The organism is Streptomyces sp. NPDC005955 (genome assembly GCF_042871255.1).
Classification (GTDB): domain Bacteria; phylum Actinomycetota; class Actinomycetes; order Streptomycetales; family Streptomycetaceae; genus Streptomyces.
Window position 1 is genome coordinate 1 of sequence record NZ_JBIAIF010000017.1, and the last position, 26,207, is coordinate 26,207.

The window sequence follows — 26,207 nt, forward strand, 5'->3', positions numbered from 1 at the left end:
TCAACAAGCGCAAGGGCTAACCCCCGCACCCACCACGACAGGACCCACCCGGCCGACAGGACCCACAGGACCCGCAGGGCCGACAGGGCCGACAGGGCCGACAGGCGTCCGGGCCCCCGCGACCACGCACCACACCACCGGTCACGGGGGCCCGACCCATGCCCGCCGACGCCACCCCGACCGCCGACCGTCGACCGCAGCACGCACCGCACACCGCGACCCCGGCACCACGCACCCAGCCACAGGCACAGGCGCGCCCACAGGCACAGGCACAGCCACATCCGCACGCACGCGCGAACAGCGACCGTACGACCGGTTGTCCACCCCGGACCCAGGGGAATGCTCCCCCTCACGGACCGAAGCGCGCACCTCCCGCCCGGCCCGCCACCCGGGCCCCAACCGCGAGGTCCTACCCGGGTGACCGCGTTTCGCGGGCCCGATCGAGTGAACTGCGCGACCGCGGACAGGAGCGGCCCAGCACGCACGCCACGCCCCGCCCCCACCATCGATACAAAGAGGACAAAAGCCGCACATACTCACATATTCGAGCCACTGCCTCGCAGAGCCCCCAAGGTGATGCCGTGAATCCGCCGATCGGTCGTGTTCCCGTAACTGATCTCCACCCCCTGGTCGACCACGGGCGCCGGCCCGCGAAGGCGGTGGTGAACGAATCGTTCCTGGTCAGCGCCACCGTGTTCCGCGAGGGCCAGGACGCCGTGGCCGCGGGCGTGGTGCTCACCGACCCGGACGGGAGGACCGGGGCCCTGACCCCGATGCGGGAGCTCGCCCCGGGCAGCGACCGCTGGGGCGCCACCGTGACCCCGACCGGCGAGGGGCGCTGGACCTTCACCGTGGAGGCGTGGAGCGACCCCCTCGCGACCTGGCGCCGCCACGCACGGATCAAGGTCCGGGCGGGCATCGACACCGAACTCGTCCTGGAGGAAGGCGCCCTGCTGCACGAGCGGGCGGCCAAGACGGTGCCCAAGGCCAAGGGCCGCCGGGAGACCGTGCTCGGTGCCGCGGACGCCCTGCGCGACCGGAGCCGTCCGCCCGCCGCGCGGCTCGCCGCGGCCGTGGCCCCCCGGGTCACGGAGGTCCTCGACCGCCATCCGCTGCGGGACCTGCTGACCGTCTCGGAGCCCGCGCCGCTGCTGGTGGAGCGGCGCCGTGCGCTGTTCGGCTCCTGGTACGAGTTCTTCCCGCGCTCCGAGGGGGCCCGGACGGCGCGCGGGAAGCGGCCGGTGAGCGGCACGTTCAGGACGGCCGCCGAGCGGCTGCCGGCCATCGCGGCGATGGGCTTCGACGTGGTCTACCTGCCGCCCGTTCACCCGATCGGCAGGACGTACCGCAAGGGCCCCGACAACACCCTTTCGGCGGGCCCCCACGACGTCGGCGTGCCGTGGGCGATCGGCTCGCCGGAGGGCGGGCACGATGCCGTCCACCCGGACCTCGGGACCCTCGACGACTTCGACGCGTTCGTGCACCGGGCCCGCGAGCTGCGCCTTGAGGTCGCCCTGGACTTCGCGCTCCAGTGCTCCCCCGACCACCCCTGGGTGGCCGAGCACCCCGAGTGGTTCCACCACCGGCCCGACGGCACGATCGCCCACGCCGAGAACCCGCCGAAGAAGTACCAGGACATCTACCCGATCGCGTTCGACCGGGACATGGACGGCCTGGTGCGCGAGACCGTGCGACTGCTGAGGTTCTGGATGACCCGCGGGGTGCGGATCTTCCGGGTGGACAACCCGCACACCAAGCCGGTCGTCTTCTGGGAACGCGTCATCACCGAGGTGAACGCGTCCGATCCGGACGTCATCTTCCTGGCCGAGGCGTTCACCCGTCCCGCGATGATGCGGACCCTCGCAGCCGTCGGTTTCCAGCAGTCGTACACGTACTTCACCTGGCGTAATTCCAAGCGCGAGCTGACCGAGTACCTGACCGAACTGGCCGGCGGGGAATCGGCCGCGGTGATGCGTCCGAACCTGTTCGTGAACACGCCGGACATCCTCCACGAGTACCTCCAGCGGGGCGGACGCCCGGCGTTCGAGGTCCGGGCGGTGCTCGCGGCCACGCTCTCCCCGTCCTGGGGCGTGTACAGCGGATACGAACTGTGCGAGAACACCGCACTGCGCCGCGGCAGCGAGGAGTACCTGCGGTCCGAGAAGTACGAGTTGCGTCCCCGGGACTGGGAGGCGGCCGAGCGCGCAGGGCGTAGCATCGCGCCCCTGATCACCACCCTCAACCGGATCCGCAGGCGCAGTCCCGCCCTCCAGCAGTTGCGAGACCTCCACTTCCACCACACCGACCAGGACGCCGTGATCGCGTACTCGAAGACCGCCGCGGGACCGGGCGGTTCGAACACGGTTCTGGTGGTCGTGAACCTGGATCCGCACCACACCCAGGAGTCCACGGTGTCGTTGGACATGCCGCAACTCGGACTCGGCTGGCACGAGTCCGCACCGGTGCGCGACGAGCTCACCGGCGAGACCTACCACTGGGGCAGGGCCAACTACGTGCGCCTAGAACCGGGCCGCGCGCCCGCGCACGTCTTCACGCTCCTGCGACCGTCCTCACCGATCGGAGGGTCACCCACACGATGATCGTCAATGAACCCGTACCCGACACGTTCGAAGACACCCCGGCCCGGGACCGTGACCCGGACTGGTTCAAACGGGCCGTCTTCTACGAGGTCCTCGTCCGCTCGTTCCAGGACAGCAACGGCGACGGCGTCGGCGACCTCAAGGGCCTCACCGCCAAGCTGGACTATCTCCAGTGGTTGGGCGTCGACTGCCTCTGGCTGCCGCCGTTCTTCAAGTCGCCGCTGCGCGACGGCGGTTACGACGTCTCGGACTACACGGCGGTCCTCCCGGAGTTCGGCGACCTCGCCGACTTCGTGGAGTTCGTCGACGCCGCGCACCAGCGCGGCATGCGCGTGATCATCGATTTCGTGATGAACCACACCAGCGACCAGCACCCGTGGTTCCAGGAGTCCCGCGCCCATCCGGACGGCCCCTACGGGGACTACTACGTCTGGGCCGACGACGACAAGCAGTACCAGGACGTACGGATCATCTTCGTCGACACCGAGGCGTCCAACTGGACCTTCGACCCGGTGCGCAAGCAGTACTACTGGCACCGCTTCTTCTCCCACCAGCCGGACCTGAACTTCGACAACCCGGCCGTGCAGGACGAGATCATCGCGGCCCTGAAGTTCTGGCTGGACCTCGGCATCGACGGGTTCCGGCTCGACGCCGTGCCCTACCTGTACGTGGAGGAGGGCACCAACTGCGAGAACCTGCCCGCCACGCACCGGATGCTGAAACGGGTGCGCGCCGAGATCGACGCCCACTACCCGGACACGGTGCTCCTCGCGGAGGCCAACCAGTGGCCGGAGGACGTCGTCGACTACTTCGGCGACTTCTCCGAGGGCGGCGACGAGTGCCACATGGCGTTCCACTTCCCGGTGATGCCGCGGATCTTCATGGCGGTGCGCCGCGAGTCGCGCCATCCGGTGTCCGAGATCCTGGCGAAGACGCCGCAGATCCCGTCCGGCTGCCAGTGGGGGATCTTCCTGCGCAACCACGACGAGTTGACGCTGGAGATGGTCACCGACGAAGAGCGCGACTACATGTACGCGGAGTACGCCAAGGACCCGCGGATGCGGGCGAACCTCGGCATCCGCCGCCGCCTCGCGCCGCTGCTCGACAACGACCGCAACCAGATCGAGCTGTTCACGGCCCTGCTGCTGTCGCTGCCCGGTTCGCCGATCCTCTACTACGGCGACGAGATCGGCATGGGCGACAACATCTGGCTCGGCGACCGGGACGCCGTGCGCACCCCGATGCAGTGGACGCCGGACCGCAATGCGGGCTTCTCGTCCTGCGACCCGGGGCGGCTCTACCTCCCGACGATCATGGACCCGGTGTACGGGTACCAGGTCGCCAATGTCGAGGCGTCGATGTCGTCCCCGTCCTCGCTGCTGCACTGGACCCGGCGGATGATCGAGATCCGCAAGCAGAACGCGGCCTTCGGTCTCGGCTCGTACACCGAACTGCCGTCCTCCAACCCGGCGGTGCTGGCGTTCCTGCGCGAGGCGCCCTCCGGGCACGGCGGTGACGGCAGCGACGACCTGGTGCTGTGCGTGCACAACTTCTCCCGGTTCGCCCAGCCGACCGAGTTGGACCTGCGGCAGTTCAGCGGGCGGCACCCGGTGGAGTTGATCGGCGGGGTGCGGTTCCCCGCGATCGGTGAGCTGCCGTACCTGTTGACCCTCGCCGGCCACGGCTTCTACTGGTTCCGGCTGCGCGAGGAGCCCCGCCAGGACGCCGGTTCCCCCGCGGGCGGCGGCGCCCGGCACCACCTCCCCGGCCGGACGGGCTGACCCCGGAGCAAGACAGTACGGGCCCAGGCCCGGGTCCACGGGGGGCGCCCCGCGAGCCCGGGCCCGCCGGCCCGGGGGCTGCGGCAACGGTCCGGGTCCCTTCGCAGAACCGCACGAGGCGCCCCGCCAGAAAGGAGCGATCCGCCATGTCGGAGGCCGTCACCCGGGCGGACCTGCCGCCCGTCGCCCGCCCCGAGCTGATCGAATCGCTCGGTCCCCTGCTGCGGTCCTGGCTACCGCGGCAGCGGTGGTTCGCGGGCAAGGGCCGTCCCGTGCGCGGCTTCACCGTGGTGTCGGCGACGGACCTGGTGCCCCCGGGCAGCTCCCCGCGCCTGCTGCACCTGCTGGTCCGGGCCGAGCAGACCTCACCCGACGGGCCGACCGCGGACTGCTACCAACTCCTCATCGGCGTCCGCCGCTCCCTGCCCCCGCAGCTCGCGCCCGCCCTCATCGGCCGCCCCGACCGGGGACCGCTGCGCGGCGGCACCGTGTACGAGGCGCTCTACGATCCACGGCTCGCCGCCCTGCTGCTGGAGGCGCTGCGGATGCGGGCCCGGATCGGCGAACTGCGCTTCGAGCGCACCGCGCACACCGTGATCCCCTCCGGGCTGCCCTCCCGGGTGCTCGGCGTCGAACAGTCGAACTCCTCACTGGTGTACGGGGATACGTTCATCCTCAAGCTGTTCCGCCGCATCCTGCCCGGCACCCATCCCGATCTGGAACTGCCGCTCGTCCTCGCCACCGAGGGCTGCGGACGGGTGCCGCCGCCGGCCGCCTGGTTCCACGCCGAGGTGGGCGCGCGGGGGCCGGGGGCGGACACGGACCCGACCTACGCGGGACCGGACGGGGTGCTCGTGCTCGGCGTGCTCCAACCGTTCCTGGGCGGCGCCCGCGACGGCTGGGACCTGGCGCTGGGCTCCCTCGACCGGGGTGAGGACTTCACCGTGCAGGCCGCCGCGCTGGGCCGGGCCACCGCGGAGGTGCACGGGGCGCTCGCCCGGGCGCTGCCGCCGGTCACCCTCGGCGGCCCGCAGATCGAGGCGCTGGTCCGGGGCATGGTCCGCCGGCTCGACGACACCGCCCGGGCGGTCCCCGCACTGCGCCCCTACGCCCGGGGCCTGCGCACCGCCTTCGACGCCCTGGGTCAGTTGGGCACGGGACGGCGTTCCTGGACCGCGCAACGGGTGCACGGGGACCTGCACCTCGGTCAGTGCCTGCGCGCCCCCGACGGCGAGTGGTCCCTCATCGACTTCGAGGGGGAGCCCGCCCGGCCGCTGACCGAACGCCGGCTGCCGCAGCCCGCGGTCCGGGACGTGGCGGGGATGCTGCGCTCCTTCGACTACGCGGCCCGCCAGCACCGCCCCTGGTCCCCCGACTGGGCCGACGCCTGCCGCAACGCCTACTGCGCCGGGTACGCAGGGGTGTCCGGCCGCGACCCCCGGCACGAACCGGTGCTGCTGCGGGCGTACGAGACGGACAAGGCGGTGTACGAGGTGCTGTACGAGGCCCGGCACCGTCCCGACTGGTTGCCCGTGCCGCTCGCCGCGGTGGAACGCCTCGCCGCCCCCGACACCCCGAGCCGCCCCTGAACCACCCCGAACTCCCCCACCAGGTTCCGCCCCCTTCCCCCACCGGCCCCGCCGAGGAGGCACCCCGTGACCCGTCGTCCCCCCGCCAGCGAACCGTCCGACACGCCCCGCACCGCACCGGTGGCCGCACCGGTGGCCGCACCGGTGGCGCCGGTGGCCCCGCCGCACCGCACCGCACCGGCCGCCGCCCAGACGCCCGCCCCGCGCGGGACGCCGGCGAAGCCCCCCGGCCGGGGGCGCACCTCCCGGGCCGCGGACCGGGAGGCCGGGCCGAAGCGCAAACCCGCGGCCGGAGCACCGAAGCCCGCGGCCTCGGCACCGAAGTCGCCCAAGGCGCCGAAGGCGGCGAAGGGCCCGGCGCGCACGGGGGCGGCCCGGGCCCGGGGACGCACCGCCGCCGCGGTCCCGCCGCCGGCCCCCGAGGTCGACCCCGTACCCGCCCCCGACCCCGTACCGGCGCCCGAGCCGGCGCACGACCCGGTGCCCGTCGGCGCGCAGGACCGGGAGCGGCTGCTGAGCGGCACCCACCACGACCCGCACGCGGTACTCGGCGCGCACCCCGTCGAGGGGGGCACGGCCGTACGGGTGCTGCGGCCGTACGCCCTCGGGGTCACCCTGGTCTCGGACGGCCGGCGGCTGGCGCTGCGCGACGACGGCGACGGCTTCTTCAGTACGCTGCTGCCCGCGTCCGACGTGCCCGCCTACCGGCTGCGGATCGCGTACCAGGGCGCCGAGGTGGAGACGGTCGACCCCTATGCGCTGCTGCCCTCGCTCGGCGACTTCGACCTGCACCTGATCGGCGAGGGGCGGCACGAGGAGCTGTGGACGGCCCTGGGGGCGCGCCCGCTGACCCACCAGGGCACCACGGGCGCCCGGTTCACGGTGTGGGCGCCCAATGCGCGTGGGGTCAGGGTCATCGGCGCGTTCAACCACTGGAACGGCACCTCCCACCCGATGCGGTCGCTGGGGTCCAGCGGGGTGTGGGAACTCTTCGTGCCGGGCATCGGCGAGGGCGAACTGTACAAGTTCGAGATCGCCCGGCCCGACGGTTCGCTGACCCAGCGGGCCGACCCGATGGCCCGCTACGCCGAGGTGCCCCCCGCGAACGCCTCGGTCGTGCACGTCTCGCGCCACGAGTGGCAGGACGCCGAGTGGCTGGCCCGCCGCGCCGCCCCGGCCGTGCACGAGGCTCCCTTCTCCGTCTACGAAGTCCACCTCCCCTCCTGGCGGCCCGGCCTGACGTACCGTCAACTCGCCGAGCAACTCCCCGCGTACGTCGGCGACCTCGGCTTCACCCACGTCGAACTGATGCCGCTCGCCGAGCACCCGTTCGGCGGCTCCTGGGGCTACCAGGTCACCGGCTTCTACGCGCCGACCTCCCGGATGGGCACCCCGGACGACTTCAAGTACCTGGTCGACGCGCTGCACCGGGCGGGCATCGGGGTGCTGATGGACTGGGTGCCCGCGCACTTCCCCCGGGACGACTGGGCCCTGGCCGAGTTCGACGGGCGCCCCCTCTACGAACACCCGGACCCGGCGCGGGCCGCGCATCCCGACTGGGGCACCCTGGAGTTCGACTACGGCCGGCGCGAGGTCCGCAACTTCCTGGTCGCCAACGCGGTCTACTGGTGCCAGGAGTTCCACATCGACGGGCTGCGCGTGGACGCGGTCGCCTCGATGCTGTACCTCGACTACTCGCGCGAGTACGGCCAGTGGTCCCCCAACGAGTACGGGGGCCGGGAGAACCTGGACGCGGTGGCGTTCCTCCAGGAACTGAACGCGACCGTGTACCGCAAGGTGCCCGGGGTGGTGACGATCGCCGAGGAGTCCACCGCCTGGGACGGCGTCACCCGGCCCACGCACCTGGTCGGCGCGGACGGCTTCGGCGGCCTCGGTTTCGGCCTGAAGTGGAACATGGGCTGGATGCACGACTCCCTCGCCTATGTCGCCCACGAACCGGTGCACCGCAAGTACCACCACCACGAGATGACGTTCTCGATGGTGTACGCGTACAGCGAGAACTACGTGCTGCCGATCTCCCACGACGAGGTGGTGCACGGCAAGCGGTCCCTGGTGTCCAAGATGCCGGGCGACTGGTGGCAACAGCGGGCCGGGCACCGCGGCTACCTCGGTTTCATGTGGGCGCACCCGGGCAAACAACTCCTCTTCATGGGGCAGGAGTTCGCCCAGGGAGCGGAGTGGTCACAGGCGCACGGCCCCGACTGGTGGCTGCTCGACCCCTCGTACGCGGCCGAGCCCGACCACCGGGGCGTGCGGGACCTCGTACGGGACCTGAACGCGGTGTACCGCGAGGCGCCCGCCCTGTGGCAGCGGGACACGGACCCGGGGGGCTTCGCCTGGGTGGCCGCGGACTGCGCGGAGACCGCGGAGGACAACGTCCTCGCGTTCCTGCGCTTCGACGCGGCGGGCGAACCACTGCTCGCGGTCTGCAACTTCTCGCCGGTCGTCCGGCACGGCTACCGACTCGGCGTCCCCGACTCCGTGCCCGCCTGGCGCGAGGTCCTCAACACGGACGCCGAACGGTACGGGGGCAGTGGCGTCGGCACGCCCGGTCCGGTGCGACCGCAGCAGCAGGGCGCCCACGGCCGACCGGTGAGCCTGGAACTCACGCTCCCGCCGCTGGCCACGGTCTGGCTGCGTCCGGCGTGAGCGGGCGGCGCGGCCGTTCGTCCCCGGCACACGGAGGAGGTTCCCCGAAAAGCGATTGACGCCCGTCGGCTGCCGGCGGTCGGATGACGTGCCATGAGCACAGGGCCGATGCACCCCGGCATGCACCCCATCGACGACGACCTCGTACGGCGGCTGGTCGCCGGGCAGTTCCCGCAGTGGGCGGGGCTGCCGGTCGAGCGGTACCCGTCCGGGGGCACGGTCAACGCCATGTACCGGCTGGGTGGTGACATGGTCGTACGGTTGCCGCTCGTGCACGGCGGAGCCGACGACGTGGTGCGGGAACGCACGTGGCTGCCCCGGCTCGCGCCCCGCCTGCCCACGCGCGTCCCCGAGGTGCTCGGGAGCGGGGAGCCCGCCGAGGGGTACCCGTGGCCGTGGTCGGTGTACCGGTGGCTGGCGGGCGAGCGTCCCGAGGTGGGGAACCTGAGCGCGCCGCTGCTCCTGGCCGAGGACCTGGCCGCGTTCGTGGCGGCGGTGTGGAGCGTCACCCTGCCGGGTGCGCCGCGGGCCCACCGCGGCGGACCGCTCGCCTCGCTCGACGCGGAGACCCGGGCGGCGATCGAGGAGCTGCACGGGATCCCGCAGGAGGGCGTCGACTGCGATGCCGCCACCGCCGTGTGGGAGGAGGCGTTGCGGACCCCGGGCGGGGACGGCCCCCCGGTGTGGCTGCACGCCGACCTCATGCCGGGCAACCTGCTGGTGGACGGCGGCAGGCTGACCGCGGTCATCGACTTCGGGTGCCTGGGGGTGGGCGATCCGGCCTGCGACCTGTTCCCGGCGTGGAACCTGCTGCCGGCCGGTGCGCGGGAGGTCTTCCGCGGGGCGCTCAGTGTGGACGACGCGACCTGGCTCCGCGGCCGGGCCCGGACGCTCTCCCAGGCGCTGATCGCCCTGCCCTACTACCGGGAGACCAACCCGGCGATGGCCCACAATGCCCGGCACGTGATCGGAACGGTGTTGGGCGAGACCGGTAGCCGGTAGCCGGTAGGCGGGGCCCGCGCCGGCTCATCACCGCCCTTTGACCGCGCTGACTAGTTCGCCGGCGCGCTCCACCAACAGCGTTGACCGGCGTTTGCGCGCGTAGGGTGCGTGCGTGAGCGTTCATGTCGTCATCGGGTTCGGGCCCGCCGGGGCCGCCACCGCACGGCTGCTGGCCGAGCAGGGCCACTCCGTGCGGGTCGTCACCCGCTCGGGCGGCAGCCCGGAGCCCGGCATCGAGCACGTCCCGTTGGACGCGACCGACGGCGAGCGGCTGACCGAGGCCGCGCGGGGTGCGACCGCGATCCACAGTTGCGCCGCGCCGCCCTACCACCGCTGGGCGGACGCCTGGCCGCCGCTCGCCGCGTCGCTGTACGCCACGGCGGAGGCGACCGGGGCGGTCCTGGTCATGCTGGGCAACCTCTACGGGTACGGGCCGGTCGACGGCCCCCTGACCGAAGACCTCCCGCTGAAGGCCACCGGCACCAAGGGGCGGGTGCGGGCCGCGGTGTGGGAGCGGGCGCACGAGCTGCACGCGCAGGGACGCATCAGGGCGGTCGAGGTGCGGGCCTCGGACTTCTTCGGCCCCGGTGTGACCGACGGCGGCCACCTCGCCGGCCGGGTCGTACCGTCGCTGCTGCGCGGCCGTACGGTGTCCGTCCTCGGCGACCCGGACGCCCCGCACAGCTGGACCTACCTGCCCGACGTGGCGCGGGCCCTGGTGCGGGTCGCGGACGACGCACGGGCGTGGGGTCGCCCCTGGCACGTCCCCACGGAGCCCGCGCGGTCCGCCCGCGAGATGGTCGACCTGCTCGCCGCCCGGGCGGGCACGGGGCCCGTCGCGGTACGCCGGACCCCGCCGGCCCTGCTGAAACTCGCGGGCCTCTTCTCCCCGCTGGCCCGCGAACTAGGCGAGATCCGCTACCAGTTCGACCGCCCCTTCGTGATCGACTCCCACCCGTACGAGACGACGTTCGCGGAGCGCGCCACGCCCCTGGACGTCCAGGTGGACGCGACGGTGACGTGGTGGCGCGAACGGCTGGCGCGGGCCCGCTAAGCCAGGTTGCGGCTCCGCCCGCTCCCCTTCGCGAACACGTCGGAGCGCCCCCGTTCCGGTGACAACCGCATTACGGGGGCGTGCTCCCTGCCCGACTTCGGACTCAGAGTCACTATGGGTGCAGATCCCCGGTTCGGAGGCTCGAAACGAACCTCTGCCACCCCGAACGACTGGTGACCACCTCCGGACCGGCGTACTGCTTGCTGTCCCGAGCGGCCACGCTGGTGTCACGCACCTGCGCCTCCACGCAGTTTCCGTGCCCGTCGCTGTAGCTGGACCGCACCCACTCGTTGGTCATGATTGCTACAGCTCCTGCCGTGCCAGTGGCGATCTGCCTTCCCTGCCGGGATGGCCGGGCTAGAAGCGGATTTCGGCGAGTTTCGCCAGTCGGGTCAACCGCGGGTTGCTCCGTTTGTGACGGCTGGTCAGTACGCGCAGCACTTCCTGGGAGGTGGGGTGCACCCTGGCCAGTTGCGGGGCCAGGCCCCACGCCTTCTCCAGGTGCTCCAGGGCCGTGTCCCGGTTCCCCAGCGTCACGTGCGACCTGGCGATGTTCATGTGCAGGGGGCTGGTACGGGTGGCGGGCAGGGTGATGCCCCTCCGCTGCCGCTCCAGCTCACCCATGATCGAGACGGCGTCCTCGTGTCGGTCGAGGTCACCCGAGGTCGCGATCACGTGCACGGCGGTGTTCTCGGGGCCGAAGTGGATGCCGTAGCGGTTCATTTCGCCGTCGAACTGCTCCGCGAGGTCCCACGCCTTGACGATGTGGCTGTCCGCGGCGCGCCGGTCCTTCGCCCGACCCGCCAGGGTCAGCCCGCGCAGATGGAGCATCCCCAACGCGTACGCACGTTCCTGCCCGGTCGCCGCGCCCTCCACGTGGGAGATCGCCCGCTCGACCACCGCCAGGCCGTCACCGAAGTCGCCATGGTTCAGGTGGACGCCCGCTTCGTCGCGGGCCGCGATGGCCAGGCTCATCGGGTCCGCCTGCTGCGCCGCGATCTTCTGCTTGGTCACCGCCAGGTCCGCGAGGACCATCCAGCGGTGCCGCGCCGCCAGCCAGTACACCGCCGAGTACGCCTGGGCGACCATGGCCCAGGATTCCACGGTCCCTGTGGTGTGGGCGTGCGTCTGCACTCCGGAGACGAGGGCCGGCAGCTTCGCGAGGACTTCGGAGAGGTTGGCGTCCCCGCGCAGGGTCACCATGTGCGCGAGGTCCCGCTTCAGCTCCGCCCCGGTGACCTCTCGACCGCCCGGCAGGTCGAAGCGTCGCACCGCCGCGTGCAGTGCCTTCAGCGAACCCTCCGCATCACGCGGGACCGGCGCGCGGCCCAGCACCTCTTCGAGGGGGATGCCCAGCGCCCGCGCGACGGACGCGGCCACGCCTTGTGTCAGCGTGCGCTCACCACGCTCCACCTTGCCGAGCTGCGACTTACTCACCCCGGAAGCCGCCGCGAGACGATCCTGGCCCCAGCCGCGGGCCTTCCTCAGACGGGCGATGTTCGCGCCCGGCCCAGGTACATCGATGATCGCTCCCATACGGTCCGTCCCTCGCGTCGGCTCCCGTGGTCTCGTACCTTCCACGGTAGGGCCACCTTCCTTGCTCTGCCCTCCAGTTCAGGCCGATGCACCCACTAGGTGTGCGCTTCTTGTGCACTTTCATGGCGCCTCGGAGTCGTTGACTGATTACAGAAAGCGAGCATTCGGAAGGAGTGCCCATGCACAGCAACGACGAGGCCCAGACCACGGGAGGCGGGCCAGCTGACGCGTCGCCCGTCCTCTTGTGCCCGGGGGTTCCCCCCTCCGTTCGGGCCGCACGGCGGTTCGCCCGCGAGCGAGTGAACCGGTACGCCCCCGTGGATGACGCCCACATGGACGCCGTCGTGCTGGTGGTGAGCGAGTTGGTGACGAACGCCGTTCGGTACGGGTGCGGGCCCGCGGAGGTGGTGCGGCTCGTCGTGGACGTGGACGAGCAGCGGACCCGGGTGGAGGTGCACGACTCGGGGCACGGCACCCCGCACGTGCGGGAGGAACCGCTCGGTGACCGGGGGCGGGGGCTGGTCATCCTCGACCAGTTGTGCCCGGCCGCCTGGGGCGTCATCGTCACAGCGGCCGGAAAGGTGGTGTGGGCCGAGGTGCCGCGGAGCGCTCGGGACCCGAAGTCCACGAAGCCCGCGGAGTCCGTGGCGACGATCCTGGCCGGGGAGGTCGGCTTCCGGCCGCGGCGGACGACCCCCGCGCAGCGGGCCGCCGCCGCGAGCGAACGGCTGCGGGAGGCCGCGCACGGGGTGGGGCTGACGCTGCACGGGCTGTCCGTGGTCGAGGACGGCTACCGGCCCCCGGTGATCGACCTCGGCTGGTGCAACGTCCACGCGGCCGGGGTGGTCGCGAAGGCCCTCACCGCCTGGGGCGCGCCGCCCGTACCCCCGGAGAACGGGTCATGAGGACGCGGTCGAGGCGGCGCGCCCGGCGGCGGGTGAGCGGGGACGGGGCGTTCTGGGGCGGCATCCTGCTGCTCACCGTGTGGGGGACGTTGATGCTGGTCGCCGTGTGGCTCATCGTCGAGGGGGCACGCCTGCGGGACGGATGAGTCGCCCCACCCGTCCCGCAGGGCACGCCGCCTCACCGCGCGGACGCGGCCGGGAGCCAGGGCAGGGGGTGGCGGCCCGTGTGGATCAGGCCCAGGGACTGGGTGGCGCGGGTCATCGCCACGTACAGGTCGCTGGTGCGGTACTCCCCCGGTTCGACCACGATGACCGTGTCGAATTCGAGGCCCTTGGACTGGCGCGGGTCCAGCAGGACGACCCGCCGGGTCAGATCGGGTTCCTCGCCCGCCGTGACGTCCGGCAGTTCCGCGGCGAGCGCGGGGTGCAGGGCGCGGGGCGCGATCACCGCGAGGCGCCCCTCGACGGGCAGTTCCTCCCGTACGGCGTGCGCGAGGGTCGTCGCAAGGTCGTCCGCCGTGGTCGCGCGGACCCAGGGGCGGGTGCCGGCCGTGCGCACCGACTTCGGGGGCTCGAAACCGGGTCGGTCCGCGCGCAGCACCTCCGCCGCGAGGTCCATGATCTCCACCGGGGTGCGGTAGTTGACGTCGAGGACGGTGTGCTCCCAGCGGTCCTGCACGTACGGGGCGAGGGCCCGTTCCCAGGAACCGACACCCGCCTCGTCGGCGGTCTGCGCCGGGTCCCCGACCAGGGTCAGGGAACGGGTGGGCGAGCGGCGCATCAGCAGCCGCCACGCCATCGCGGACAGTTCCTGCGCCTCGTCCACGATGACGTGCCCGAAGGCCCAGGTGCGGTCGGCGGCGGCGCGTTCCGCGGCGCTGCGGTGGTCCTCCTCGTCGTGCCGTTCGGCCATCCGCTCGGCGTCGATGATGTCGTGCGCGCCGAGCACCTCGGACTCCTCGTCGTCCTTGTCCTCGAACTCGTAGGTGCGGGAGGCGTACGCCACGTCCAGGACGCCCTGGGCGAAGGCGATCCGGTCCAGCCGCTCCCGTTCGGCGGCGGCGCGGGCCGCGCGGTCGTCCTCGCCGAGGAGTTCGGCGACCTCGTCGAGGAGCGGTACGTCGGCGGGGGTCCAGTCGGGGGTGGTGCTCGGGGCGCGGCGGATCGCGGCGGCGTCCTCGGGGGCGAGGTGCGTGGGGTCGGCGAGGAACTCGGTGACGAGGCGTTCGGGGCTGAGCCGGGGCCACAGCTCCTCGATCGCGGCGTGCACCTCGGGGTTGGCGCCGATCTCGTCGCGGATCTGGGACAGGTCCGAGGGGTCGAGCAGGTTGGAGCCGTCGTACGGGTCGGTGCCGATGCGTTCGGCGACCATGTCGGTGAGGGTGTTGACGAGGTGTCCCTCGAAGTGTTCGCGGGCGACGTTGTGCGGGAGGTTCAGGGCCCGGGTCCGCTCGCGGGCGACCCGGACGAGGCCCGCGTCGAGGAGCAGGACGTCCCGGTCGTGCTCGATGGGGATCACCGGGTCGGGCAGCGCCTGCCGGTCGGCGACCACGGCCGCGAGCACCCGGGCCATGTCGGCGTCGCCCTTCACCTCGACGGCCCGTGGGACGTCGGTGCCGGTGGCGTGCACGCCCGGGTACAGCTCGCCGACGGTCGCGAGGAGCACGCCGGTCTCCCCGAGCGAGGGCAGCACCTCGCCGATGTAGCGGAGGAACGCCGGATTGGGTCCGACGATCAGGACGGCCCGGCGGGCGAGGAGTTCGCGGTACTCGTAGAGGAGGTAGGCGGCGCGGTGCAGGGCGACGGCGGTCTTGCCGGTTCCGGGGCCGCCCTCGATGACCAGGACGCCCCGGTGCGGGGCCCGGATGACGCGGTCCTGTTCGGCCTGGATGGTGCGGACGATGTCCCCCATGCGGCCGGTGCGGGCCGTGTTCAGCGCGGCGAGCAGCACGGTGTCGCCGGTGGGGTCCTCGTGGCCGGTGCGGGTGGCGTCGTCCAGGTCGAGGATCTCGTCGTGCAGGGCGGTGACCGTGCGGCCCTCGTACGTCAGGTGGCGGCGGCGCCGCAGGCCGAGGGGGGTGTGGCCGGTGGCGAGGTAGAAGGGGCGGGCGACGGGGGCGCGCCAGTCGACGAGGACGGGCACGAGTTCACCGGTCGCGGGGTCCTCGTCACGCACCCCGATCCGTCCGATGTGGTGGACGGCGCCGGAGGTGAGGTCGATCCGTCCGAAGCACAGGGAGCCTTCGACGGCGTTCAGCGCGGCCAGGTACCCCGACCGTTCGTGGAGCAGGACGTCCCGCTCGACCCGGGCCTGGAGGCCGTTGCCCACCGGGGTGAGGGCGCCCGCGACCGATGACTCGGCGTGCCCGCGCAGCCGGTCGACGCGCTCGTGGAGCCCGTCGATGAATTCCTGTTCCGCCCGCAGTTCCCGATCCATGGGCTTTCCGCCGTTCTGGCCTGTCGTTCGAAGCTCGTCCGTTCGCCGTGTATTCGCTGCCATGTCCCTGCTTGACAATTCCGCTCCCGCCCGGATAAGCTCTGCTTAGTAAGATTTCTCGTGACTTTTATAAATGGTCACGAACTCTTGAATGTATACGCAGCAATCCCCTAGGCACAAGATGCCTGGGGGATTTTTTGTGCGGCGATTTTCCGGGGCGTTCTGTTGGGCGTGCGTGGCTCCCGCGCCCCTATCGGGACCGGTGTGCCCCGATAGGGGCGCGGGGAACTGCGCGAATCCGGAGCGCACGCGCAGCGGAACGCCCTGCGCGTGCGCGTCCCCGGCGGTGGAGACGTACGTGCGTACGGTGACCGGGCGGGTCAGCCCGCGGGCTGCATCACGCCGAAGTGGGCGCCCCAGGGATCGACCAGGCCGGCCATCTCGCCCCACGGGGTGCTCGTGGGCTCCACGACGACCGTGCCGCCGCCCGCGGTGTGGGTGGCGACCGTCGCGGCGAGGTCGGCCACCGCGAACGTCGTCATCCAGTGCGCGGGCACCTCCGGCGGGAACCGTTGTTCCATGGCGCCGATGCCGCCCACCGGACGGTCGGGCCGCGCCGGGGTGAACAGCCCCAGGTACTCGCCGGGGGCCTCCACCATCGGCCGGGCTTCGAGCCCCAGCGCCGCGTGGTAGAAGGCGGCGGCGGCCGGGAGGTCGCGGGTGTTGCAGTCGCACCAGATCACCGAGCCCGGCTCGTTGACCCGGCCCGCGCCCACGAAGTCGCGGTGTCCCCACACCCCGAACACGGCACCCGTCGAGTCGGACGCCATCAGCATCCGCCCGAGGGTCCCCACGTCGTCGGGGCCGAACAGCAGCGCGCCGCCCGCGTCGGTGATCCGGCGGGCGGTCGTGTCGGCGTCGTCGCTGGCCAGGTACGTCGTCCAGACGTGCGGCGGTTCCGGGTGTCCCTCGGGAGCCATGGCCGGGCCGATCCCGGCGACCGCGCGACCGTCCTTCTCCATCGTCGCGTAGCCGCCGAATTCGGGTGGGCCGACCTCGCCGCCCCAGCCGAAGAGCCGACCGTAGAACTCCATCGCGGCGGTCTGGTCCTGCGCCATCAGATCCACCCAGCACGGGGTACCGGGGGCATAGGGTTCATTGATCTCGGGCATGTCTCGGGCCCTCCAGAACGCGGGACGTGCGCGGCACCGTGACGGTGCCGCGATGTCACCCCCGTCCTCACTCTGGCACGAGGTCGGGCCCTTGTCCTTTCGGGACGCCCCCCGGCGTCCCCAAAGCTCAGACCACGCCCTCCAGCTCCGTCAGCAGGCGCCGCTTGGAGCGGGCGCCCACCACCGACCACACCCGCTCACCACGGTCGAACACCATCAGCGTCGGCATGGACATCACCCCGTACTGGAGGGTGGTCGCCGGATTGGTGTCCACGTCGATCTGGACGACCGTCATCCGGTCCGCCTCCTCGGCGGCGATCTCGGCGAGCACCGGGGCGATCTGGCGGCACGGCGGGCACCAGTCCGCGGTGAACTCCACCAGTACCGGCCGCTGTGACGCCAGCACCACGTCCGCGAAGTCCGCGTCCGTGACCGCCGCCAATCCTTCGGTCCTGATCATGTCTGTCCGTCCTCCGGTCCGACTCGGCCCGTTCCCACGGGGAACACGGCACACCCGGGCTCCGGTCCACCCGGAACCAGCGCGGCGGTGCCCAGTGCGTCCCGGGCCCGCTCGGCACGGGCGAGCTGATCGCCCACCCGCTCCCTGACGGCCGCCAACTCGGCCATCAGGGCATCGATCTCGGCGAGCTTGCGGCGGTACACGGCCAGGGACGCCGGGCAGTCGTCGCCCTCGGAGTGGCCGGCCCGCAGACAGTCCACGAACGGCCGGGTCTCCTCCAGGTCGAAACCCGACTCCTGGAGCGTGCGGATCTGCCGCAACAACTTCAGGTCGTCCTCGTCGTAGACGCGGTGACCGTTCTCCCCGCGCCGCGCGGACAGCAGTCCGCGGGCCTCGTAGTACCGCAGGGCGCGGGGGGTCGTCCCCGCCCGGGCCGCGAGTTCACCGATGCGCATGGCCGTGACGCTAGGCCCTGACGTCGACGTCATGACAAGGGCGTGTGCGACAGGTCACCAACGGGTGGGCGGGCGTCGGGGGTCGCGGCACGGGGCCTGCGGTCTGCTGCGGCCCCGCCGTCGCCCCCGCCACGGCGGTGGCGCGGTCCTCGGGCACGACCCCCGTTCGGGCGCTCACTTCGGCGGGCGCACCGCCTCCACGGTGGCCGTCCAGCTCTCCTTGCCCCGGCCCTGGGCGAGCGCCCGTTGGGCGACGGCCCGGACGGCGTGCAGCACGCCCGTGTCCAGTCCGCGGTGCTCGGACACCTCCACCAGGTGGTCGACGGTGGCCGTCATCATCGCCAGGTTCGCCGCGTCACCGGAGTAGTCGCGGGCGGCGATCTCCTGCGCCGTACCGGCGATCATGGGCGGCATGATCGCGGTGATCGTGTCGAGGAAGGGCACGAGGTCCCCCGGGGCGACCCCCTCGGCCTCGGCCAGGGCGAAGGCGTGCACCATGCCCGAGATGCTGGCGTAGAAGTAGTCGAGCAGCGCCAGGTCGTAGGCGGCTGCCCGGCCCGCGTCCTCACCGACGTACTCGATCTTGCCGCCGAGCGCGCCGAGGGCGTCCGCGTGACGGTCGAAGAGCGCCCGGGGTCCCGCGTGGAACAGCAGGGCGTGCGGCGTGCCGACCACGTCGACCGGGACCATGACGGCGCCGGCCAGGTAGTCGATGCCCCGCTCCACCGCCCAGGCCGCGGTCTGGCGGGCCTGCTCGGGGGTGACCGAGGTCAGGTTGACCAGGACGCGGCCCGCGAGGGCGTCCGCCATCTGCTCGTTGACGGCGGTCACCGCCCGGTGGTCCACCAGGCACATCACCACCAACTCGGAGGCGCGCACCGCCTCTTCGGCGGAGCCGGCCTCGGTCGCGCCCAGGGCGACCAGTTCGGCGGCCCGGCCCGGGGACCGGTTCCAGACGGTGGTGGGGTGTCCGGCGCGGACGAACGCGGTGGCGAGCGCGCGGCCCATCGCCCCGAGACCCAGTACGGTCACGGACGTCTTCTCGGCAGCCATGGGGGAGCTTCCCTTCGGGAGGTTCGTGTGCGGTGCCTCCATGCTGGTCCGTCGCCAACTCCCCCACAAGTACCGACTTTTTCCTTCGATACGCACCTGCGGGTAAGTGTCCGGAGCCGCCCGTCGGCCCGGTCGCCCCCGTCTCGCTCACGTCGCTTCAGTCGCCGCGGACCCAGCGGTAGTACAGCTCCGGCCGCCCCACCTGTCCGTACAGCGGGCTGCGGGTGGCGCGCCCGGTCGCGGCCAGGTGCTCCAGGTAGCGCCGTGCGGTGATCCGGGAGATGCCGACCGTTTCGGCGGCCCCCGCGGCCGTCACCCCGTCCGCCGCGGACCGCAGGGTGTGGACGACCCGCTCCAGGGTCGGCGCGCTCAGGCCCTTGGGCAGTTCCGCGGGGGCGGGCGCCCGCAGCGCGGCCAGTGCCCGGTCCACCTCGTCCTGTCCGCTGGCCTCGCCCGCCGCCGTCCGGAACTCCGAGTACCGCACCAGCCGGTCGCGCAGGGTGGCGAAGGTGAAGGGCTTCAACACGTACTGGACCACCCCCAGCGACACGCCCTCCCGCACCACCGCGAGGTCCCGGGCCGAGGTCACCGCGATCACGTCGGCGTGGTGCCCGGCCGCGCGCAGCGAACGCGCGAGCGCCAGGCCGTGGCCGTCCGGCAGGTACAGGTCGAGCAGCAAGAGGTCGACGGGTTGCCGTTCCAGCGCCCGCCGGGCGTCGGCGGCCGTGTGGACCTTGCCGACCGCGGTGAAGCCGGGCACCCGCTGCACGTACAGCACATGGGCGTCCGCGGCGACCGGGTCGTCCTCGACGACCAGTACCCGGATGTCGGTCATCGGACCGCCCCCGCCGCGACGGTGGCGTCGTGGCCCAGCGGCAGCGAGGCCGTGAACTCGGCGCCGCCCGACGGGGAAGCGCTCACCGTGAGGGTCCCCCCGTAGCGGTGGACGGTCTGGCGGACCAGGGCGAGTCCGAGGCCCCGTCCGGGTGCCCGGCCCGCCGAGGGCTTGGTGGTCCACCCCCGGTCGAAGATGGCCTCGGCGTGCGCCGGGTCCACGCCGGCGCCGGTGTCGCGGACCCGCAGCAGCAGTTCGCCGTCGGCGGCGCGGGCGGTGACGGTCACCCGGGCCTGTCCGGTGCCCTGGGCGGCGTCCACGGCGTTGTCGATGAGGTTGCCGAGCACGGTGACGAGGTCCCGGGCGGGCAGCGAGGGCGGCAGCAGCCCGTCGTCGATCCGGCTGTCGGGCGAGACGAGCAGTTCGACGCCCCGTTCGTTGGCCCGGGCGGCCTTGCCGAGCAGCAGCGCCGCGAGCACCGGCTCCGCGACCGCCGCGACCACCTGGTCGGTGAGCGTCTGGGCCAGTTCGAGTTCGGCGGTGGCGAACTCGACGGCCTCCTCCACCCGCCCCAGCTCGATCAGCGAGACCACGGTGTGCAGCCGGTTGGCCGCCTCGTGGGCCTGGGAACGCAGGGCCTGGGTAAAGCCGCGTTCGGAGTCGAGCTCGCCCATCAGCGACTGGAGTTCGGTGTGGTCCCGCAGGGTCACCACGGTGCCGCGCTGCTCGCCGCTGGACACCGGTTGGGTGTTGACGACGAGCACCCGGTCCGCGCTCAGATGGAGTTCGTCCACCCGGGGCTCGGCGGAGAGCAGCGCCCCGGTGAGCGGGGGCGGCAGCCCGAGGTCGGCGACCGAACGGCCGACGGCGTCCGCACCAGTGCCGAGCAGTTCCCGCGCACCGTCGTTGAGGAGCGCGACCCTGCGCTGTCCGTCCAGCATCAACAGCCCCTCGCGCACCGCGTGCAGTGCGGCCTGGTGGTAGTCGTGCATGTGGCTCAGCTCCGCCGCGTTCATGTCGTGCGTACTGCGGCGCAGCCGTGCGTTGATCACGTACGTGCCGATGCCGCCGAGGACCAGGGCGCCCGCGGCGACCGCCAGCAGCGCGACCACCTGGTCGCGCACCCGGGCGCTGATCCGGTCGACCGTGATGCCCGCACTGACCAGGGCGACGATCGGACCGCCCGACGCGTTCGCCCGGACCGGGGTGACCACCCGGACCGAGGGCCCCAGCGTGCCGGTGTGCGTCTCGGCGAAGGTCTCGCCGCGCAGTGCCGGTTCGATGTGGCCGAGGAACCGGCCGCCGATCCGGTCCTCGTTGGGGTGCGTCAAGCGGATGCCGTTCAGATCGATGATCGTCACGAAGTCGACACCCGTGTCCTGCTGCGCGCGCACCGCGTACGGCTGGAGCGCGGCCGTGGGATCGGGTCCGCGCACCCCCTCCCGCACCGAGGGCGAGGCCGCGACCGCGCGGGCCGCCGCCTCGGCCTGGCGGCGGGCGGACTGTTCGGCCTGGTGGGCGTTGCTGAGGTACGTGAACAGCGCGCACCCCGCGACGACGACCGCGACCAGCACGGCCTGCATCGCGAACAGCTGACCGGCCAGGCTGCGCGGGTGGGGCACCCGGGACGGCCGGGGCAACCGGATGCGGGGCGCGCGGGGCCGTGCGGTGCGGACGAGGGGCATGCCCCCAGTCTGCATCGTCCCGGGAGCCGCTCCGGGCCCACGTGAACTCAATGAACGCAAGCGTGACCCCCCTCACAGGCTGGGAGATATTCACCGGGATTCAGCCGCCCAGAACGTGAGCCGCACGCACTGCGCGTCATCCCGCGACGTATCCCCCACGTGCGTCGCGGCCCCCGCGCGGGGCACCGCAGAGTCCCGCGCCCGTCGACGAAGCCGCTGTTGTCGAGGAGGCACCCCGTGTCCGAAACCCCTGCCACCGCTCCGCCCGCCAAACGGGACCGCACCCACTACCTGTACGTCTTCGTGATCGTGGCCGTGGTCCTCGGCATCGCCGTCGGCTTCGCCGTCCCGGACTTCGCCAAGGAGCTGAAGCCGCTCGGCACCGGCTTCGTCGCACTGATCAAGATGATGATCTCGCCGATCATCTTCTGCACGATCGTGCTGGGTGTGGGTTCGGTCCGCAAGGCCGCGAAGATCGGCAAGGTGGGCGGTCTCGCGCTCGCCTACTTCATGGTCATGTCCGTCGCCGCGCTGGCGATCGGCCTGCTCGTCGGCAACATGCTGGACCCGGGCACCGGGATGGACCTCACCGACTCCGCGAAGGAGGTCGGCCACACCGCCGCCAAGGGCGCCAGCGAGGGCCCGGTGGACTTCCTGCTCGGGATCATCCCGGCCACCCTGGTCTCCGCCTTCACCGAGGGCCAGGTACTCCAGACGCTGCTGGTCGCCCTGCTCGTCGGTTTCGCCCTCCAGGCCATGGGCCGCACCGGTGAGCCGGTGCTGCGCGGCATCGAGCACATCCAGCGGCTGGTCTTCCGGGTGCTCGCGATGATCATGTGGGCGGCCCCGGTGGGCGCGTTCGGTGCGATCGCCGCGGTGATCGGGGAGACCGGGGTCGACGCGCTCAAGGCGCTCGCCACGATCATGCTCGGCTTCTACGTGACCTGTGCGCTGTTCGTGGTGATCGTGCTGGGTCTGCTGACCCGGGCGGTCGCCGGCGTCAACATCTTCCAGCTCTTCCGCTACCTGGGTCGCGAGTTCCTGCTGATCCTGTCGACGTCCTCGTCCGAGTCGGCGCTGCCGCGGCTCATCGCCAAGATGGAGCACCTCGGGGTGAGCCGGCCCGTGGTGGGCATCACCGTGCCCACCGGGTACTCGTTCAACCTCGACGGCACGATGATCTACCTGACGATGGCCTCGCTGTTCATCGCCGACGCGATGGGCGAGCCGATGGGCATCGGACAGCAGATCGGGCTGCTGCTGTTCATGATGATCGCCTCGAAGGGCGCGGCGGGCGTGTCCGGTTCCGGCATCGCGGTGCTCGCGAGCGGGCTCCAGTCGCACAAGCCGGCGTTGGTCGACGGGGTCGGCCTCATCATCGGCATCGACCGGTTCATGAGCGAGGCGCGCGCCCTGACGAACTTCGCGGGCAATGCGGTGGCGACGCTGCTGATCGGGGTGTGGACCAAGGAGGTCGACCGGGAGCGGGTCACGAAGGTCCTCGCGGGTGAGTTGCCGTTCGACGAGCGGACGCTGCTCGATGAGGGGGACGGGGGGCCGTCGGGTGAGGGGGCGGTGCCGGTTCCGCGGGACGCGAAGGTGTCCGCGTAGCGGTTCTCCGGCTCCTTCGGGCCCCGGGCGTGCTCCTCTCCTTGCGGGGCGCGGGTCCGGGGCCCTTCCCGTTGCTTGCTCGGGTGCGATGCGGTTGCCCGCGCCCCTGATCGGGTGCGTTCCGCTGCGCGTGCGCGGTGCAGCTCGGGTGCGCTTCGGGTTTGCGCAGTTCCCCGCGCCCCTATCGGGGCACACCTCCCGGACGGCCCCCGCCCGCCAGGACGCCCCTGAAAGGGGCGCGGGGAACTGCGCGGCCAGCCACCGCGCACCCGCAGCCACGCACACACGGCAAGGCGCACCACCCAGGGGCGCGAGGAACTGCGCGAGCAACCACCGCGCACCGCACACGCACCACGCACGTGCAGCGGGGCGTACCCATAGGGGCGCGGGGAACTGCGCGAACCCTCAGCGCACCCGAACTGGACCGCGCACGCCGAGCAGGACGCACCCAAGGGGCGCGGGGAACTGCGCGGGCAACCACATCGCACCCGCGCTGGACGGACGGCCTAAGGAGCCCACCCCTTGGCCACCGCACGGACCAAGTGATGCCGAGCCGCCACCGCATCGCCCCGGAGCCGCGCCGCAAGCCCCAGCCCGACCTCCGCACGGACCTCCCCGCGGCCGTACGCCCGCTCCGTCGAAACGGACAACGCCCGCCCGTACAGCTCCGTGGCCCGCCCGGCGTGCCCACCCGCCAGCGCGGTCCGACCGAGCCAGGTCAGCGCCTCGACGACCTCGGTCCACAGTCCGAGTTCCTCGGCCACCAGCAGACCTTCACGGTGCAGCCGCTCCGTCCGCGCACGATCGCCGGCGGATTCCGCGACGAGCGCCAGCGACCGGGTCGCCCTCAACTGCCCCCACCGGTCCCCGACCTCGTGGAACAGCGCCGCACCCAGCTCCGCGTGCGCCCCTCCGCGGGCCGGCGCACGACCGGCGAGCTCGACCAGCGCCGCGGCCTCCCCCCACCGGTCGCGGGCCGCGCGCGCACCGGCCAAGCTCGCCTCCACCAGCCGCAGCCCCTCGTCCCGGCGGCCGTGACCGCTCAGACCGGTGCCGATGAACCACTGCAACCGGGCCCGCAGCACCGGATCGTCGACGCCGGCCGTCGGGTCCGCACCGGCCGACGCCGAGGTCGTGTCGGCCGAGGACGCCCGCAGGTCCATCCCGGTCAGCCAGGCCCGTGCCGTCAGCCGTGCGACCCCCGCGCTCTCGCCACCGGTGGCCAACGCCGCCCGGAGCGACCTGCGGGCCTCGGTGAGCCGCCCGCGCAGGAACCAGTACCAGGTCATCGCGTTCACCAGCCGCAACGCGGGCCCGGCGGCGCCTCCGGCGGTCGCGAGGTCGAGGGCACGACGCAGGTTGATCGTCTCCGCGTCCAGGAGCTCCAGACACCGCCGCTGGTCCGGGCCGCGCAGCCGCTCGTCCTGCCGTTCGGCCAACTCGGCGTAGCACCGCACGAACCGCGCGCGGACGGCCGCCGTCTCCCCCGCCTCGGCGAGCCGTTCGGCGCAGTACGCGGCCACCGATTCGAGGAGTCGGAACCGGCCCGCCTCACGGACCACCAGTGAACGGTCCACCAGCCGGGACAGCAGGTCGAAGACCCGGTCGGCGGGCAGGTCCTGGTCGGCGCACACGGCTTCGGCGGTCGGCAGGGTCCAGCCGTCGGCGTGCACGGCCAGCCGCCGCAGTACGGTCCGCTCGTCCGCGGTCAGCAGGTGCCAGCTCCAGTCGAGCATGGCCCGTAGCGTCTGCTGGCGGGCGGGCAGCCCGCGCGCCCGCACCTCGGGCGGGGCGAACCGGCCGTCCAGGGAGGCGGCCAACTCGTCCGGGCTCAGCGTCCGCAACCGTGAGGCCACGAGTTCCAGTGCGAGCGGAATGCCGTCCAGCCGGCGGCAGATGGCGGACACCGCCGCGGAGTTGTCGGCGTCCAGGACGAAGCCGGGGGCCGCTGCCGCCGCCCGCTCCACGAACAGTTCGACGGCGCTGGACCGGGCGAGCGCTCCCGGACCGGTGTCCGCCGGCAACGCCAGCGGAGGCACCGGGTGCACCACCTCGCCGGGGATGTCGAGCGCTTCCTGGCTGGTGAGCAGCAGATGCCCCCCGGGGACCGTCGACAGCACGGCGCCGGCGAGCGCGGCGACCGACTCCACCAGGTGCTCGCAGTTGTCCAGCAGGACCAGCAGCCGCTTCCCGGCCACCGCCTGGCAGAGCCAACCCACCAGGTCGTTCAGGTCCGGTTCCGAGGCCGCGGTGTCGCACAGCCCGAGCGTCGTGATGACCCGTTCGGCGATGTCGTCGGGGGTCGACGCGGCACCCAGACCGGCCAGTTCCACCAACCACACCCCGTCGGGGAACCGGTCGGTCAGGTCACGGGCCGCGGCGAGCGCCAGTCGGGTCTTGCCGACTCCGCCGAGACCGGTGAGCGTGACCAGTCGGGTGGTCGGGCGGGACCCGAGCCGGGCGCGCACCCGGGCGACCGCCTCCCGTCGTCCGATCAAGGGGGTGAGCGGCGTGGGCAGGTTGGTGCGGCACGACGGGGACTCGACGGTCGGCAGCGCGAGATGCGGTTCCTGGCGCAGGATCGCTTCGTGCAGCGCGGTGACCGCGGGTCCGGGCAACACGCCCAGCTCTTCGTCGAGTTGCTGCCGAAGCTCACGGAAGCTCCGCAAGGCGTCGCCCTGTTGTCCGGACCGGTAGAGCGCGCGCATATGGGCCGCGCGCAGTCGTTCGCGTAGCGGATGTCGGGCCACCAGCTCACCCAACTCCGTTGTCAGCAGGGCGTGTTCGCCGAGGGTCAGTCGCACTTCGGCCTGGTCCTCCAGGACGGTCAGGCGCAGCGCCTCCAGTCGGGCGATCTCACTGCGGGCGAACAGGGACTCGGCGACGTCGGCGTAGGCGGGGCCCCGCCACAGGGCGAGCGCGTCGGCGAACAGGTCACCCCGCACCGCCGGTTCCCCGTGGGCGCGGGCGCGTTCCGCCAGTTCCTGGAAGCGCTGCGCGTCGACCACGTCGTCGGTGAGCAGCAGCCGGTAGCCGGCGGGTTCGCGGACCACCTGGTCCCGGCCGAGCACCCGGCGCAGTTGCGAGACCTTGGTGTGCAGCGAGTTGACCGAACCGCCCGGCGGGTTGCCCGCCCAGAGGTCCTCGATGAGGCGGTCCGCCGGCACCGGTGCGCCGCCGTGGACCAGCAGGTTCGCCAGCAGGGCCCGCACCTTCGCTTCGGGGACCCTGACCGGCAGCCCCTCGGCGTCCCAGACGGCCAGCGGGCCGAGCACCCCGTAGCGCATGGTCGCAGTGTATCGCCGGGGACCATCAGAAAACCGTGCGCGCCGGTCGGCAGAGTGCCCCCACCTTCTCGAACT

Annotated in this window: 19 protein-coding genes; 9 read left to right on the top strand and 10 right to left on the bottom strand. The window is 72.7% G+C overall.

Annotated features, from left to right (window positions below; all coding sequences use genetic code 11):
* Window positions 1-581: 581 nt before the first annotated feature.
* The 6 genes from ACFYOU_RS29890 (at window position 582) to ACFYOU_RS29915 (ending at window position 10,696) form a co-directional block, all read left to right on the top strand.
* Complete coding sequence (locus ACFYOU_RS29890) at window positions 582-2,600, top strand: maltotransferase domain-containing protein (protein ID WP_391309975.1); 2,019 nt, start codon at window positions 582-584, stop codon at window positions 2,598-2,600.
* A complete protein-coding gene (gene treS, locus ACFYOU_RS29895; RefSeq protein WP_385492372.1) occupies window positions 2,597-4,381 on the top strand; it encodes a maltose alpha-D-glucosyltransferase in 1,785 nt (594 codons plus the stop codon). The genes ACFYOU_RS29890 and treS overlap by 4 nt, the downstream gene beginning before the upstream one ends.
* Window positions 4,382-4,527: 146 nt before the next feature.
* Entirely contained in the window at window positions 4,528-5,970 is a 1,443-nt protein-coding gene (locus ACFYOU_RS29900; protein WP_391309978.1) for a maltokinase, read from the top strand.
* Between the two features lie 66 nt (window positions 5,971-6,036).
* Window positions 6,037-8,640 carry a 1,4-alpha-glucan branching enzyme gene (gene glgB, locus ACFYOU_RS29905; protein WP_391309980.1) on the top strand — a complete coding sequence of 868 codons (2,604 nt, stop codon included), beginning with the start codon at window positions 6,037-6,039 and terminating at the stop codon, window positions 8,638-8,640.
* Window positions 8,641-8,733: 93 nt separating this feature from the next.
* The gene (locus ACFYOU_RS29910) at window positions 8,734-9,642 is read left to right on the top strand and encodes a phosphotransferase (protein ID WP_391309982.1); all 909 of its coding nucleotides are present in this window, start codon (window positions 8,734-8,736) and stop codon (window positions 9,640-9,642) included.
* Between the two features lie 112 nt (window positions 9,643-9,754).
* Window positions 9,755-10,696, top strand: a complete 942-nt coding sequence (locus ACFYOU_RS29915; RefSeq protein ID WP_391309985.1) for an NAD-dependent epimerase/dehydratase family protein — start codon at window positions 9,755-9,757, stop codon at window positions 10,694-10,696.
* A 112-nt stretch (window positions 10,697-10,808) separates the two neighbouring features.
* On the opposite strand, the gene ACFYOU_RS29920 is transcribed toward ACFYOU_RS29915, so the two are convergent.
* Entirely contained in the window at window positions 10,809-10,994 is a 186-nt protein-coding gene (locus ACFYOU_RS29920) for a DUF397 domain-containing protein (RefSeq protein ID WP_391309987.1), read from the bottom strand.
* A 59-nt stretch (window positions 10,995-11,053) separates the two neighbouring features.
* Window positions 11,054-12,232, bottom strand: coding sequence for a helix-turn-helix domain-containing protein (locus ACFYOU_RS29925; protein WP_391309989.1), 1,179 nt, complete (start codon window positions 12,230-12,232; stop codon window positions 11,054-11,056).
* 179 nt (window positions 12,233-12,411) lie between these two features.
* Here ACFYOU_RS29925 and ACFYOU_RS29930 point away from each other — a divergent pair, with 179 nt between their 5' ends.
* Both ACFYOU_RS29930 and ACFYOU_RS29935 read left to right on the top strand, forming a co-directional pair.
* Window positions 12,412-13,137, top strand: coding sequence for an ATP-binding protein (locus ACFYOU_RS29930; protein ID WP_391309992.1), 726 nt, complete (start codon window positions 12,412-12,414; stop codon window positions 13,135-13,137).
* Complete coding sequence (locus ACFYOU_RS29935; RefSeq protein WP_391309996.1) at window positions 13,134-13,283, top strand: hypothetical protein; 150 nt, start codon at window positions 13,134-13,136, stop codon at window positions 13,281-13,283. Before ACFYOU_RS29930 ends, ACFYOU_RS29935 begins: the two co-directional genes overlap by 4 nt.
* Window positions 13,284-13,315: 32 nt before the next feature.
* On the opposite strand, the gene ACFYOU_RS29940 is transcribed toward ACFYOU_RS29935, so the two are convergent.
* From ACFYOU_RS29940 to ACFYOU_RS29970, 7 genes are all read right to left on the bottom strand, one after another.
* A complete protein-coding gene (locus ACFYOU_RS29940) occupies window positions 13,316-15,574 on the bottom strand; it encodes an ATP-binding domain-containing protein (protein ID WP_391309999.1) in 2,259 nt (752 codons plus the stop codon).
* Window positions 15,575-15,954: 380 nt separating this feature from the next.
* Window positions 15,955-16,746, bottom strand: a complete 792-nt coding sequence (locus ACFYOU_RS29945) for a VOC family protein (RefSeq protein ID WP_391310001.1) — start codon at window positions 16,744-16,746, stop codon at window positions 15,955-15,957.
* A 127-nt stretch (window positions 16,747-16,873) separates the two neighbouring features.
* Window positions 16,874-17,206: a thioredoxin gene (trxA, locus tag ACFYOU_RS29950; RefSeq protein ID WP_391310003.1), complete on the bottom strand. Its 333-nt coding sequence runs from the start codon at window positions 17,204-17,206 to the stop codon at window positions 16,874-16,876.
* Window positions 17,203-17,661 (bottom strand): MerR family transcriptional regulator, encoded by a 459-nt coding sequence (locus tag ACFYOU_RS29955; RefSeq protein WP_385492338.1) that lies wholly within the window; start codon window positions 17,659-17,661, stop codon window positions 17,203-17,205. The genes trxA and ACFYOU_RS29955 overlap by 4 nt, the downstream gene beginning before the upstream one ends.
* A 174-nt stretch (window positions 17,662-17,835) precedes the next feature.
* A complete protein-coding gene (locus ACFYOU_RS29960) occupies window positions 17,836-18,714 on the bottom strand; it encodes an NAD(P)-binding domain-containing protein (RefSeq protein WP_391310006.1) in 879 nt (292 codons plus the stop codon).
* 157 nt (window positions 18,715-18,871) lie between these two features.
* The gene (locus ACFYOU_RS29965) at window positions 18,872-19,549 is read right to left on the bottom strand and encodes a response regulator (RefSeq protein ID WP_385756962.1); all 678 of its coding nucleotides are present in this window, start codon (window positions 19,547-19,549) and stop codon (window positions 18,872-18,874) included.
* Complete coding sequence (locus tag ACFYOU_RS29970) at window positions 19,546-21,234, bottom strand: ATP-binding protein (RefSeq protein ID WP_391310008.1); 1,689 nt, start codon at window positions 21,232-21,234, stop codon at window positions 19,546-19,548. Before ACFYOU_RS29970 ends, ACFYOU_RS29965 begins: the two co-directional genes overlap by 4 nt.
* Before the next feature lie 237 nt (window positions 21,235-21,471).
* Here ACFYOU_RS29970 and ACFYOU_RS29975 point away from each other — a divergent pair, with 237 nt between their 5' ends.
* Window positions 21,472-22,845: a cation:dicarboxylate symporter family transporter gene (locus ACFYOU_RS29975; RefSeq protein ID WP_391310011.1), complete on the top strand. Its 1,374-nt coding sequence runs from the start codon at window positions 21,472-21,474 to the stop codon at window positions 22,843-22,845.
* Between the two features lie 506 nt (window positions 22,846-23,351).
* Here ACFYOU_RS29975 and ACFYOU_RS29980 read toward each other — a convergent pair.
* Window positions 23,352-26,132, bottom strand: coding sequence for a BTAD domain-containing putative transcriptional regulator (locus tag ACFYOU_RS29980; protein WP_391310013.1), 2,781 nt, complete (start codon window positions 26,130-26,132; stop codon window positions 23,352-23,354).
* Between the last annotated feature and the right edge of the window lie 75 nt (window positions 26,133-26,207).